The 13,125-nt window shown below is 54.0% G+C and carries 14 protein-coding genes; 6 read left to right on the forward strand and 8 right to left on the reverse strand.

Annotated features, from left to right (window positions below; all coding sequences use genetic code 11):
• Nucleotides 1-10: 10 nt before the first annotated feature.
• Complete coding sequence (locus tag ACQG2Q_RS15705) at nt 11-598, reverse strand: Yip1 family protein (protein ID WP_046619131.1); 588 nt, start codon at nt 596-598, stop codon at nt 11-13.
• 157 nt (nt 599-755) lie between these two features.
• On the opposite strand from ACQG2Q_RS15705, the gene ACQG2Q_RS15710 reads away from it, so the two are divergent.
• The gene (locus ACQG2Q_RS15710; RefSeq protein ID WP_046619129.1) at nt 756-1,328 is read left to right on the forward strand and encodes a DedA family protein; all 573 of its coding nucleotides are present in this window, start codon (nt 756-758) and stop codon (nt 1,326-1,328) included.
• 101 nt (nt 1,329-1,429) lie between these two features.
• Here ACQG2Q_RS15710 and ACQG2Q_RS15715 read toward each other — a convergent pair whose 3' ends face one another.
• Nucleotides 1,430-2,194 carry an SDR family oxidoreductase gene (locus ACQG2Q_RS15715; protein WP_063849706.1) on the reverse strand — a complete coding sequence of 255 codons (765 nt, stop codon included), beginning with the start codon at nt 2,192-2,194 and terminating at the stop codon, nt 1,430-1,432.
• Nucleotides 2,195-2,244: 50 nt separating this feature from the next.
• Entirely contained in the window at nt 2,245-3,663 is a 1,419-nt protein-coding gene (mdtQ, locus tag ACQG2Q_RS15720) for a multidrug resistance outer membrane protein MdtQ (RefSeq protein WP_045308653.1), read from the reverse strand.
• A 205-nt stretch (nt 3,664-3,868) separates the two neighbouring features.
• Between mdtQ and yohP the strand changes: the two genes are divergently transcribed.
• Nucleotides 3,869-3,952 carry a small membrane protein YohP gene (gene yohP / locus ACQG2Q_RS15725; protein ID WP_000698460.1) on the forward strand — a complete coding sequence of 28 codons (84 nt, stop codon included), beginning with the start codon at nt 3,869-3,871 and terminating at the stop codon, nt 3,950-3,952.
• 45 nt (nt 3,953-3,997) lie between these two features.
• On the opposite strand, the gene dusC is transcribed toward yohP, so the two are convergent.
• On the reverse strand, nt 3,998-4,933 hold the full coding sequence (gene dusC, locus ACQG2Q_RS15730; RefSeq protein WP_426759237.1) for a tRNA dihydrouridine(16) synthase DusC: 936 nt from the start codon (nt 4,931-4,933) through the stop codon (nt 3,998-4,000).
• Nucleotides 4,934-5,101: 168 nt separating this feature from the next.
• Between dusC and ACQG2Q_RS15735 the strand changes: the two genes are divergently transcribed.
• The 4 genes from ACQG2Q_RS15735 (at nt 5,102) to sanA (ending at nt 8,040) form a co-directional block, all read left to right on the forward strand.
• Nucleotides 5,102-5,497 (forward strand): CidA/LrgA family protein, encoded by a 396-nt coding sequence (locus tag ACQG2Q_RS15735; protein ID WP_003859308.1) that lies wholly within the window; start codon nt 5,102-5,104, stop codon nt 5,495-5,497.
• Nucleotides 5,494-6,189 carry a CidB/LrgB family autolysis modulator gene (locus tag ACQG2Q_RS15740; RefSeq protein ID WP_038416419.1) on the forward strand — a complete coding sequence of 232 codons (696 nt, stop codon included), beginning with the start codon at nt 5,494-5,496 and terminating at the stop codon, nt 6,187-6,189. Before ACQG2Q_RS15735 ends, ACQG2Q_RS15740 begins: the two co-directional genes overlap by 4 nt.
• A 128-nt stretch (nt 6,190-6,317) precedes the next feature.
• Nucleotides 6,318-7,202 carry a cytidine deaminase gene (gene cdd, locus ACQG2Q_RS15745; protein WP_063849707.1) on the forward strand — a complete coding sequence of 295 codons (885 nt, stop codon included), beginning with the start codon at nt 6,318-6,320 and terminating at the stop codon, nt 7,200-7,202.
• 127 nt (nt 7,203-7,329) lie between these two features.
• Nucleotides 7,330-8,040, forward strand: coding sequence for an outer membrane permeability protein SanA (gene sanA, locus ACQG2Q_RS15750; RefSeq protein WP_022648693.1), 711 nt, complete (start codon nt 7,330-7,332; stop codon nt 8,038-8,040).
• A gap of 127 nt (nt 8,041-8,167) precedes the next feature.
• Here the strand turns inward: sanA and mglC are convergent, their stop codons facing one another.
• The 4 genes from mglC to galS all read right to left on the reverse strand — a co-directional run bounded on the left by mglC (nt 8,168) and on the right by galS (nt 13,110).
• Nucleotides 8,168-9,178, reverse strand: a complete 1,011-nt coding sequence (gene mglC / locus ACQG2Q_RS15755; protein ID WP_022648694.1) for a galactose/methyl galactoside ABC transporter permease MglC — start codon at nt 9,176-9,178, stop codon at nt 8,168-8,170.
• A 15-nt stretch (nt 9,179-9,193) separates the two neighbouring features.
• Entirely contained in the window at nt 9,194-10,714 is a 1,521-nt protein-coding gene (mglA, locus tag ACQG2Q_RS15760; protein ID WP_003859320.1) for a galactose/methyl galactoside ABC transporter ATP-binding protein MglA, read from the reverse strand.
• Between the two features lie 79 nt (nt 10,715-10,793).
• The gene (gene mglB, locus ACQG2Q_RS15765; protein ID WP_063849708.1) at nt 10,794-11,792 is read right to left on the reverse strand and encodes a galactose/glucose ABC transporter substrate-binding protein MglB; all 999 of its coding nucleotides are present in this window, start codon (nt 11,790-11,792) and stop codon (nt 10,794-10,796) included.
• Nucleotides 11,793-12,087: 295 nt separating this feature from the next.
• Complete coding sequence (gene galS / locus ACQG2Q_RS15770; RefSeq protein WP_003859324.1) at nt 12,088-13,110, reverse strand: HTH-type transcriptional regulator GalS; 1,023 nt, start codon at nt 13,108-13,110, stop codon at nt 12,088-12,090.
• Between the last annotated feature and the right edge of the window lie 15 nt (nt 13,111-13,125).

A 13,125-nucleotide genomic window follows, 5' to 3' on the forward strand; every position in this document is an offset into this window, starting at 1 on the left:
TGCAGGGGACTTAAAAGAGACGGTATCCATAACCCCAAAGAATAACTGTCAGGGCCAGTAGCGCCTCAAGGACCAGCACGCCGATGGCAAGCGTAGAGCTGGAGAAGCTCAGGCCCTCTTCTTTATTGATGTTGAGGAAGGTTGGCACTCCTACATACAGCAGATAACCGGTGTAAAAGAGGGCAACCGTACCGATCAGCGCGCACAGCCAGACCAGTGGATAGAGCGCAACAATACCGCTTAAGAACAGCGGGGTCGCGACGTATCCGGCGAAGACCATACAGTGTGCCAGCGACGGGCGCTGCGGATAGTTGCGCGCCATCCAGTGGATGACCCGCCCCATTACCGCCACCCCGGCCAGCATCAGGCCATAAAACAGAATGGCCAGGTACAGTCCGGTAAACCAGGAAAGCTGAAACACGGTGCCGTCACCAAAGTTCCAGCCTATTTGCGTAGTACCAATAAACGCGCAGACCACCGGCACCGCTGCCATCAGCAGGACGTGGTGGGTGTAGTGATGCGCGACCGTTTCGTTCTCGTTACGGATGACCTGCATTTCACGATCGGGATGGGAGAAAAGTCCCCAGACATGGTTCATAACGCCCCCTTGTTGTCGGCCCGTCAGCGATAGCTAAAGTATAATGCAGGCTTTAGATTATTTTATGTACAATGGGAAATTTCCGTTGATTGCCGCGTGGTTGATGGATGGGGTATATGATTAACGCAGGCACAGTAAGGGAGACGACATTTACTTAATGGATATCAACGGTCTTATTGAACAATATGGATACGCCGCGCTGGTCATCGGCAGCGTGGCAGAGGGTGAAACCATCACGCTGCTGGGCGGAGTGGCCGCACATCAGGGATTGCTGAAATTCCCGCTGGTGGTCGCCGCCGTCGCACTGGGCGGTATGATTGGCGACCAGCTGCTCTACTTTCTGGGTCTGCGCTTTGGTCCGACGCTTTTACAACGTTTTGCTAAGCATCAAAAGAAAATTCGTCGTGCTCAGCTGCTTATCCAGCGGCATCCCTATATGTTTGTGATTGGCACCCGCTTTATGTATGGCTTTCGCATCATTGGGCCAATACTGATTGGCGCGAGCCGCTTACCGCCGAAAATTTTCCTGCCGCTGAACATTATCGGGGCGATTGCCTGGGCGCTGATTTTTACCACGCTTGGCTACGTGGGTGGCGAAGTGATAGGCCCGTGGCTGCATAATCTCGATCAGCATCTTAAACACTGGGCCTGGCTGATCCTGGTTGTTGCGGTGGTGATTGGGGTACGGCTGTGGCTCAAGCATCGTGAAAAGCGGCGGGATGAAGAGTGAGTGCGGCCTGCTGCCCCTCACCCTACCCCTCTCCCCAAAGGGGAGAGGGAACTCTATACACCCTCTCCCCTTTGGGGAGAGGGCTGGGGTGAGGGGAATGTTTATTCTGCTGGCTTAAACTGCGGATTCGCCAGCATAAAACCGCCGTCGACGATAAACGACTGCCCGGTGGTGTAGCTGGCGTCGCTGTCACACAGCCACGCCACCAGGCTGGCTATTTCTTTGGTATGCCCTGGCCGTGCCAGCGGGATTTCCGGCATTGAGCCTTCTTTCACTTCGCTGTCGTCCATATCATTCATCGGCGTGGCGATCGCACCAGGCGCAACGGCGTTCACCAGAATCTTATGTTTAACCAGCTCCAGCGCCATCGACTTTGTTAACCCGCCCAGGGCATGTTTGGCCGCCGTATAGGCGCTGGCGTCCGGCAATGGTGTATGTTCATGCACCGAGGTGATGTTCACGATCCGCCCCCCTTCTCCCTGCTTCACCATCTGACGCGCCGCGATTTGCGAGCAGAGAAACGCGCCGTCCACGTCAACGGTGAATATGTGCCGCCAGTCGTCAAACGACAGGTCCAGAAATGGCGCTTTGTTCATCGCCCCGGCATTGTTAACCAGCACATCCAGCCGCCCGAAACGCGTAATCAGGGTTTCAATGGCCTTTGCGCCTTCCGGCAAATTGCTTAAGTCGAGCTGGATGGCCTCGGCACTCTGCCCGCGCGCTTCAATTTCACGGCAGGTTGCCAGCGCCCCTTCCTCATCTGAATGCCAGGTCACCCCGATATCAAACCCGCGTTCGGCCAGCATCAGGGCCGTCGTTTTGCCAATTCCTGAATCCGATGCGGTAACAATTGCGACTCGCGTCATACTCACCTCCTGAAAATCTGCAAAGAGGTAAGTATAGATAATGCGCGATTTTAGCTGTGATGATATCCGCCACCCAGCGCGGAGGTGAGCTGGAGCGTAGCATCCACGTACTGACCTTTCAGCATCAACCCGGCAATACGCTCTTTGAGCGCCGGAATTTTTGCTTCACTCACCCGCGAGCCGGCAATGATCCCCGCGCTGAAGCGCGCCTGTGCCAGCGCAACGACGCGCGCCGCATCTTTTTCGATCTGCTGCTGGTGCTGATTTTTGGCGGTCAGGGTTTCCACTTCGCTGGCCGTCCGGGCAACCTGGTTTACGGCGTCCACTACGGCCTTATTGTAGTTCGCCACGGAGAGGTTGTTTTGCGCCTGGGCGATATCCAGGTTCGCATTCAACCGACCACTGTCAAAAATTGGCAGCGTCAGCCCCGCGGTTACGCCCATTTGCTGAGCAGATGAGCGGAACAGGTCGCTAAGGTGCAACGCATCCTGCTGCAAGAACGCCATCAAATTGATGTCAGGGTAGAACGCGGCTCTGGCGGCATCCACTTCGCTCATGGACGCTTCGATATACCAGTGCGCCTCCTGCAAATCCGGGCGGCGAGCCAGCAGCTCATAACCGAGCGTTGACGGCAGCGACGCCTCTGCGTCAGGTAAGGCATGCCGGGCGAGCGTGACTGAAGGGGTATTGGTCAATGCATTCAGACGCGCCTCAATGGCCTTCATTTTGCCGTGCACGTCAGCGAGCTGTTCATCGGTTTTGCTGGCATTGATATCTGTTTCAACGCCTTCCACCGAGGAGGTAATGCCGTGCTGATAAAGCTCACGATCGGCACCGATGATATTTTCCTGCTCCCGTTTGATCTGCGCGAGCACGTCACCCACCGCGGCCTCGGTCTGCCAGTCCCAGTACAGCCGCGCGACGCTGCTGGCGAGCAGCTGGCGGGTCTGCTCCAGCTCCGCTTTTTGCGCATTCACCTTACCGATACGGGCCTCAATTTGGGCGCGGTTTTTACCCCATAAATCCAGATCCCATCCGGCCGTCAGACCAAAGGTGCCGTTGGTGTACCAGGGTCCGGTTGTCCCCGCCGCCGGGTCAGTCAGGGCGAATGGCCCCATCAGCCCCTCTGCCGACATCTTTTGCCGTTCCACATCTGCGGAAAAATCCATTTGTGGACCATCAGCAGCAACAGCGGCTTTCGCCTGTGCTTCTGCCAGGGTGATGCGCTGCCGGGCAATTTGCATATCCGGTGCATCCGCCAGCGCTTTAGCAATCAGCGCGTTAAGCTGAGGGTCATTAAAATCTTTCCACCATTCGTTTTTTGGCCAGTCGGCATGACTTAGTTGGGTATTTACAGCAGCGGCGGCGGCTTGCGTTTTCACTGGAGACACCGTGGCATGTTCCGGCGCGCAGGCGGACAGCATAAAAATAAGGGGAGCACTCAGAGATAAAGTAAGAGAACGTTTCATTACGCCATAAACTCAAAAAAAATAAAGGCGCAACTTACGCTTACTGACGTTCCGTTTTTTAGTAACGCGTGGCAATCCGCATATTGTTATACATTTTCATATCCGGAAATTTATTCCTCAAGCGAATGATTTAATTTCACCCATTCATACCAATTATGAATTGACTGCTACACTTACTGACGACAGACATACGCAGGAGAGGCGAATGAAAATATTATTGTGGGCTATTTTGATTATATTTCTGATAGGGCTGCTGGTGGTAACCGGTGTATTCAAAATGATTTTCTGATACGTTTGCCCGGCTCCGCGCCGGGCAAACGTATTCACACTTCGCTCAGTGCTTCGACTGGATCACACGGGCAATATCCGCCGACGTCTGTAGCGTACGGATCTCCTGAAATAATCCCAGCGCGTCGTCGTACTCTTTCCGTAAATAACTCAGCCACTGCTTAATGCGCGCGACGTGATACAACCCGGTATCGCCCTGCTTTTCCAGCCGCGTGTATTTTTGCAGGAGTTTCACCACGTCCGCCCACGGCATCCGCGGCTCATTGTATTTCACCACCCGGCTGAGGTTCGGCACGTTCAGCGCACCGCGGCCAATCATCACGGCATTACAGCCGGTCTCTTTGAGGCAGGCCTGCGCGCTCTCATAATCCCAGATTTCGCCGTTAGCAATCACCGGAATAGTAAGACGTTTGCGGATCTCGCCAATCGCCTGCCAGTTAATGCGCTCGGCTTTATAACCATCCTCTTTGGTTCGCCCGTGCACCACCAGCTCGGTGGCGCCCGCCTGCTGCACCGCGTCGGCAATTTCAAACTGCCTGTCGCCGCTGTCCCATCCCAGACGCACTTTGACCGTCACCGGTAGATGCGATGGCACCGCCTCACGCATGGCCTTTGCGCCGCGATAAATCAATTCCGGATCTTTGTGTAACGTCGCCCCGCCGCCGCTGCCGTTGACCAGCTTTGACGGACAGCCGCAGTTAAGATCGACACCGTACGAGCCAAGCGCTACCGCGCGGGCGGCGTTTTCCGCCAGCCACTCAGGATACTGGCCGAGCAGCTGGACGCGCACCAGCGTACCGGAGGGGGTGCGGCTCTGACGATGCAGTTCCGGACAGAGACGATAAAATGATTTTTCTGGCAGCAACATATCGACCACGCGCAAAAACTCCGTCACGCAGAGATCGTAATCGTTCACCTCGGTAAGCAGCTCGCGCACGAGAGAGTCGAGCACGCCTTCCATCGGGGCCAGTAAAACACGCATTCTGAGTACCTGTGAAAAAAGACGCGCTATAGTAGCTGCTCTCTATGTATGTTGAAAGCCCGGCGTTCCATTCTGGAATGTCTGGTATGCCCAAAATTCATGATGTGATCCGTGGCACATTTTCAGGTTTAATTGTATGATGAATACGTCTCAGCAAGGACTTTCACCATGAGCAAATCACTGAATACTATCTGGCAATACCTTCGCGCCTTTGTCCTGATTTATGCCTGCCTGTACGCCGGCATTTTTATCGCGTCGCTGCTGCCTATTACCATCCCCGGCAGCATTATCGGCATGTTGATCCTGTTTGTGCTGCTGGCATTACAGGTGCTGCCCGCGAAATGGGTCAACCCGGGGTGCTTCGTTCTCATTCGCTATATGGCCCTGCTTTTTGTGCCTATCGGCGTTGGGGTTATGCAGTATTACGATGTGCTTAAGGCGCAGTTCGGCCCGATAGTGGTCTCCTGCGCCATCAGTACGCTGGTGGTTTTCCTGGTCGTCAGCTGGAGCTCGCATATTGTGCATGGCGAACGTAAAGTGGTCGGGGAGAAAACAAAAAAATGATGGCGAATATCTGGTGGTCCCTGCCGTTAACCCTGGTGGTGTTCTTTGCTGCGCGTAAGCTTGCGGTTCGTTTCAAAATGCCGTTGCTCAACCCGCTGCTGGTCGCCATGGTGGTGATTATTCCTTTTCTGCTGCTCACCGGCATTTCTTATGAACGTTACTTCGCCGGGAGCAAGATCCTCAACGATTTGTTGCAGCCTGCCGTGGTGGCGCTGGCGTTTCCTTTATATGAGCAACTGCATCAGATCCGCGCGCGCTGGAAATCCATCATTACCATCTGCTTTGTGGGTAGCCTTGTTGCGATGATCACCGGTACCTCGGTGGCCCTATTGATGGGCGCATCGCCGCAGATCGCCGCCTCTATCCTGCCTAAATCCGTTACTACGCCGATTGCCATGGCCGTGGGCGGCAGTATCGGCGGCATTCCGGCCATCAGCGCCGTGTGCGTGATTTTCGTCGGTATCCTGGGCGCGGTGTTTGGTCATACGCTGCTGAATATCATGAAAATTCGGACCAAAGCGGCGCGCGGTCTGGCGATGGGTACCGCCTCGCACGCGCTGGGCACCGCACGCTGCGCGGAGCTGGATTATCAGGAAGGGGCATTCAGCTCCCTGGCGCTGGTGATCTGCGGGATTATAACCTCCCTGGTCGCGCCGTTTATCTTCCCGATTATTCTGGCAGTAATGGGCTAAAATTTGCGATGCGTCGCGCAAATTTCATTTTCATTTCATAAGTTGCATACATAATGAGATTTGGATCACATATAAAGGCCGTACGGCTCCGTACACTACCGATCCATTAACCTTGATGAGGCAACGTCATGCATCCACGTTTTCAAGCTGCTTTCTCTCAGCTTGCAGAGAATTTGCAATCAGCCCTGGCTCCGGTTCTGGCGGATGCGCATTTCCCCGCCCTGCTGACGGCAGATCAGGTCACGACGCTTAAACAGGCAACGGGGCTGGACGAAGACGCGCTGGCTTTCGCCCTGCTGCCGCTGGCGGCTGCTTGCGCTCGCGCTGACCTTTCCCATTTTAACGTAGGCGCAATTGCGCGCGGCGTGAGCGGGACCTGGTACTTCGGCGGGAACATGGAGTTTCTCGGTGCGACCATGCAGCAAACCGTTCATGCGGAGCAGAGTGCCATCAGTCACGCCTGGCTGCGCGGCGAAAAGGCCCTGCGCGCCATCACCGTCAACTATACCCCTTGCGGCCACTGCCGCCAGTTTATGAATGAGCTGAACAGCGGTCTTGAACTGCGTATCAACCTGCCGGGACGCGCGCCGCATACGCTGGGTGATTACCTGCCGGATGCTTTTGGCCCTAAAGATCTTGAGATCAAAACCCTGCTGATGGACGAGCAGGACCACGGTTACGCGCTCTCAGGGGATGCGCTCAGCGAAGCGGCCATTGCCGCCGCCAATAAAAGCCACACGCCATACAGCAAATCACCAAGCGGCGTCGCCTTTCAGTGCCGCGACGGCCGCATCTTCACCGGCAGCTATGCAGAGAACGCCGCGTTTAACCCGACGCTGCCTCCGCTCCAGGGCGCCCTGAACCTGCTCAGCCTGAACGGGTATGACTACCCGGATATTCAGCGCGCGATCCTCGCTGAAAAGGCCGATGCACCGCTGATCCAGTGGGACGCGACCGCAGCCACGCTGAAAGCGCTGGGCTGTTCAACCATCGACCGCGTGCTGCTGGCATAATCTGTTCGGCGGGCAAATTTGCCCGCCAGTCTGACGAAAAACCCCTCAGTTGAATCGCTGTTTCTTGCGCTAACCAGGCGGGTACAGTAGCCTGAGGGAAATTTCATCATCGGTACGAGCCATCTGCATGTTAAAGCGCGTGTTTTACAGCCTGTCTGTCCTGGTCGGCATACTGCTGTTGATCGTGCTGGGTCTCGACCGCTGGATGAGCTGGAAAACAGCTCCCTACATTTTTGATGACCTACAGGACCTCCCCTACCGCCAGGTTGGCGTGGTGCTTGGCACCGCCAAGTATTACCGCACCGGCGTCATCAATCAGTATTACCGGTATCGTATTCAGGGCGCACTGAACGCCTATAACAGCGGCAAGGTGAACTATCTGCTGTTAAGCGGCGATAACGCCCTGCAAAGCTATAACGAGCCGGTGACGATGCGCAAAGATTTGATTGCCGCAGGCGTCGACCCGGCCGATATCGTGCTCGACTACGCCGGGTTCCGCACGCTTGATTCCATCGTGCGTACCCGCAAGGTGTTCGACACCAACGATTTCATCATCATCACCCAGCGTTTCCACTGCGAGCGGGCGTTGTTTATCGCCCTTCATATGGGGATCCAGGCCCAGTGCTACGCCGTGCCGTCGCCAAAGGATATGTTGAGCGTACGCGTACGTGAGTTTGGCGCTCGTTTTGGCGCGCTGGCTGACCTGTACCTGTTCAAGCGTGAACCGCGCTTTTTAGGCCCGCTGGTGCCGATCCCAACGATGCACGAAGTGCCTGAAAATGCGCAAGGTTATCCGGCGGTGACGCCGGAGCAGCTGCTGGAAATGCAGAAGAAGTAATAACTGATGTCGGGTGGCGGCTTCGCCTTACCCGACCTACGATCGCGATTTTGTAGGCCCGGTAAGCGTCGCGCCACCGGGCAAAAAAAGGCCCGCTACGTGAGCGGGCCTTTCCATTCTGAAGAACTTATTTCTTACGCGCGTACTTCAGTGAATCCAGGGCAACCGCGAAGATAATGATCGCGCCCTTGATGATGTACTGCCAGTACGGGTTCACGCCGATGTAGGTCAGGCCGTAGTTGATCACGGTGAAGATGATCACACCGGTCACCACGCCCAGCACGGTACCCACGCCGCCGCTGAAGGAGACGCCGCCGACCACGCAGGCCGCAATCGCATCCAGCTCGTACATAAAGCCGAGGTTGTTGGTGGCAGAGCCGATACGGCCTGCTTCCAGCATCCCGCCGAAGGCGTAGAACACACCGGACAGGGCATAAATCATCAGCAGGTTCAGAGCCACGTTGACGCCGGAGACTTTCGCCGCTTCCGGGTTACCCCCGATAGCAAAGATGTTTTTACCGAAGCGGGTTTTGTTCCACAGGATCCAGACGAACGCCACCGCAATCAGCGCATAGAAGGTGATATAGGAGAGACGGAAGCTGCCCAGCGCAACAAACCCCTGCGTGAAGGTCGAGAAGCCGCTTTCGAAGCCAGAGATTGGAGACGCGCCGACGAAATCGTAGTACAGGGAGTTGATACCATAAACGATGATCATCGTGCCAAGCGTAGTGATGAATGGCGTCACGTTCAGGTAAGCAATGATGATGCCGTTAATCAGGCCAATTACCGCGCCGATGGCGCATACGATCAGGATCACCACGAAAATCGGCATGGTCGCCATCTCCGGGAACACCTTGTTGGCGTTTTCCATCGACTGCAACAGGGTTGCCGCAATAACCGCCGCCAGACCCACCTGGCGCCCTGCCGAAAGGTCTGTCCCCTGGGTAACGATGAGCCCAGCCACGCCCAGTGCGATGATAATACGTACGGAAGACTGGGTCAGAATATTACTTAAGTTCAGCAGACTTAAGAACGTTGGGTCCTGGAAAATAATTATCGCCAGCAAGACTAAAAGAACAACGTAAATACCGCCTTCTTTCAGATAAGTGAGAAAACTTTTTTTATTTAACGCACTCATGAGGAGCCCCTGATCTTAAAGGTGCAAAGACGCAAGACGCAAAATTTCGTTTTGCGTTGTCGTTTTGGTTTCAACAATACCGGCAACGAGACCATTGCTCATAACCAGAATACGGTCTGTGATCCCTAACAATTCCGGCATTTCGGAAGAAATAATAATGATCCCTTTATCTTTTTTCGCCAGCTCTGCGATCAGCTGGTAAATCTCGAATTTTGCACCCACGTCGATACCGCGCGTAGGTTCATCCAGCATCAGTATTTCAGGCTGGGTTAATAGCCAGCGACCAATAATGACTTTCTGCTGGTTCCCTCCCGAGAGTGAGCCAATTTGCGTGCGGTGGCCCGGCGTTTTCACGCGCATGGAGTCAATCACCCATTGGGTATCGCTCTTCATGCGGGAATTATCCAGCAACCCGACCTTGTTTTTGTAATTGCGAATATTAGAAATTAACGAGTTAAAGTTAATATCAAGATAAGCGTAAATACCGGTGGAACGCCGCTCTTCCGTCACCAGCGCGAAGCCATTATTAATGGCTTCGTTGGCATTATGGTTGTTGATTTTCTTACCGTGCAGGGTAATGGTGCCTTCGGCTTTCTCACGGATACCAAACAGGGTTTCCACGATATCGGTGCGCTTAGCGCCCACCAGCCCTGCGATACCAAGGATCTCGCCCTTGTGCAAATCGAAAGAGACATCGCGGATGGACGGCTGACGCAGTGAGGTCAGGTTACGCACCTCCAGAATCACTTCGCCCGGCTTGTTTTCTTTATCCGGGAAGCGCTGGTTCAATGAACGGCCAACCATCATGGCGATGATCTTGTCCATGTCCAGCCCTTCCAGCGGCTGGGTGGCAATCCACTGGCCATCGCGCAGGATGGTAATTTCATCGCACAGCTGGAAGATCTCTTCCATTTTATGTGAGATATAGACAATGCCGCAGCCGCGATCTTTCAGCTTACGGATGATGGTAAAAAGGTGGTTAACCTCTTTTTCCGTCAATGACGATGTCGGTTCATCCATGATCACGATTTTCGCATCATAGGAGAACGCTTTGGCAATTTCGATCATCTGCATCTGGGAAACGGATAATGTCCCGACGCGTGCGCGCGGGTCAATATCAATATCCAGCTCATCGAAAATGGCTTTGGTGTCGCGATACATTTTATCCTGATCGACAAAGACACCTTTGGTTGGATAGCGGCCCAACCACATATTATCCATAACTGAACGTTGCAGAACCAGGTTTAATTCCTGGTGTACCATCGAGATACCGTTCTCCAGCGCTTCTTTCGCTGAATGGAAGTCGATCTCTTTTCCCTGAAAAAGAATGCTGCCAGAATCTTTTTGATAGATCCCAAAAAGGCATTTTAATAATGTTGATTTACCCGCACCGTTTTCACCCATTAACGCATGAATAGAGTGAGGACGAACTTTTAAATTAACATTATCGAGCGCCTTAACACCGGGGAATGACTTGTTAACACCGGTCATTTCCAACAAGTATTCACCGGACGACTGAGTAGTTGTGCTGACCATAATTATACCTTGTTGGCCTCGCATATCGCGTTATAAAAGGGCGCAACGAATTGCGCCCAGTGAAGACAATTCAGATAACTTATTTACCGATAAACTCAGCCAGGTTGGACTGGTCTACGCCCACGTAAGGAACGCGAACGATTTTGTTTTCAATTTTCCAGCTGGTGCCGTCAGCAGCGCCTTTACCATCAGCGAGGTTTTTCGCCAGATCGAAGGTGGCTTTCGCCTGGTTGTTAGCATCGTTCAGCACGGTACCGGCCATTGCGCCAGATTTCACCAGCGCCAGCGCTTCTGGCAGGGCATCCACACCGAATACAGGAATGACGGATTTGTTGTGTGCTTTCAGCGCTTCAACTGCACCCATTGCCATTGCATCGTTGTTGGCGATGACCACTTCAATTTTGTTGGCGTTCGGGCCAGAGAGCCACGCATCCATCTTATCTTTCGCCTGAGCGGTGTCCCACATTGCGGTGTCTAACGCCAGCTGCTGGGTTTTCAGGCCCTTGTCGTTCAGCTCTTTAATAACGTAGGTGGTACGTGCTTCAGCATCCGGATGGCCCGGTTCGCCTTTCAGCAGAACGAACTGAATCTGACCATCTTTGTTCATATCCCAGTTTGGGTTCGCCGCCCAGTGTTTCGCAATCAGATCGCCCTGGATAATCCCGGACTCTTTGGAGTCAGTACCCACGTAATAGGCTTTATCGTAGCTGTCCAGCGCTTTACGGGAAGGCTCTTTGTTGAAGAAGACAATCGGCACGTTCTGGCCGCGTGCTTTCTCGATCACCGTACCTGCCGCAGCCGGGTCAACCAGGTTAATAGCCAGCGCTTTCACGCCTTTTGCCAGAAGAACGTCAATCTGATCGTTCTGTTTGGACTGGTCATTCTGGGAGTCATTCATCAGCAGCTGCACGTCTGGCGCTGATTTAGCATCTTTTTCAATTGCTTTACGCACAACGGACATGAAGTTGTCGTCGTATTTATAGATAGTCACGCCAATACGGGTATCCGCTGCGTGTGCTGCTGCGCCAAAAAGCATGCTTGCCATGACAGCAGACAGAGTCAACACCTTCTTATTCATGGTATCTCCGGTTTTTTTTATGCAGGGTAGTTCTTGTGAAAAACGGTCGGCGGGCAGATGTTAATAAAACGTTACTGATCGCCGAAGTTCACTTATAAAATGTCCAGCTTCCGTGTTCGGTAACGCTCCAGAAATGCGTTTTATTCGTTGTTTGAGGCTTTCTGGTCACGGTAAAAGTGAATAATCACCGTTACATTGTGTTTCAGCCCCTAAAACGCTGACATCATAGACAGCGGCTTGTTAAGATACTGTGAATTTACTCACAGATTGAAAACGGTTACATCACGTGATGTTATCAGTTAGTGATCGGAGCCACAGTTTGTCGGATAGCGACCGAATGGCGGCGTACTAAAGTCGGCATAAAACAATGCGTTGCGTCAGGATCTAACAGCCCTGCCGCCCCCTGTAACGCCAGCTCTGTCGCCAGTTTCGCCATCGACGCAATGGGGTAACGCACCGTTGTCAGTTGCGGATCGGTGTAACGGGCAATCGGAATATCATCAAAACCGATCAGCGATAAATGCTGCGGCACCGCAATGCCATTATCTTTCAGCGCGGTAAGCGCACCTGCCGCCATGCTGTCGTTATAGGCAAACACGGCCGTCAGCTGAAGATTACGCCCCAGCAGTTCCACCATTGCCGCTTCACCGCCCTGCATGTCCGGCGAACCGGTACCAACCCAGCTCTCCAGCGGCGCAATGCCCTGTTCTTTCAGGGCGTTTTGCCAGCCCTCACGGCGCATCATGTCGTCTTCAATACCGTGGCTGGAAGCCAGATAACCAATGCGCTGATGGCCGTTGCTGATGAGCATCCGCGTCGCCATCATCGCGCCGCTGATGTTATCCAGACCGACACAGCGGTGCGCATAACCGGGGACGATACGGTTGATCAGCACCATACCGGGGATCTGCTCCATAAACCCGGCCAGCTCTTCATCGCTCAGGGCTTTTGAGTGCACAATCAGGGCGTTACAGCGCTGGCGGATCAGTACCTCAATGGCATAACGCTCTTTTTCAGCCTCGTGATAGCTGTTGCCAATCAGCACATATTTCTGGTGCTGCTGGGCAACGACGTCCACCGCTTTGACCAGCGCGCCGAAGAAGGCGTCCGACACGTCCATCACCACGACACCAATGGTATCGCTGACCTGCGTCGCCAGCGCCTGAGCATTGGCGTTTGGCCGGTACCCCAGCTGGGTCACGGCTTTCATTACGGTTTCACGCGTTTCAGGGCTGACCAGCGCACTGTTGTTCAGCACGCGGGAGACAGTAGCAACAGAAACACCCGCCTGGCGGGCGACGTCACGAATGGTGATCATATTCACCACCCTTAA

Source organism: Enterobacter cloacae complex sp. 370H10 (assembly GCF_050031535.1).
GTDB lineage: Bacteria > Pseudomonadota > Gammaproteobacteria > Enterobacterales > Enterobacteriaceae > Enterobacter > Enterobacter intestinihominis.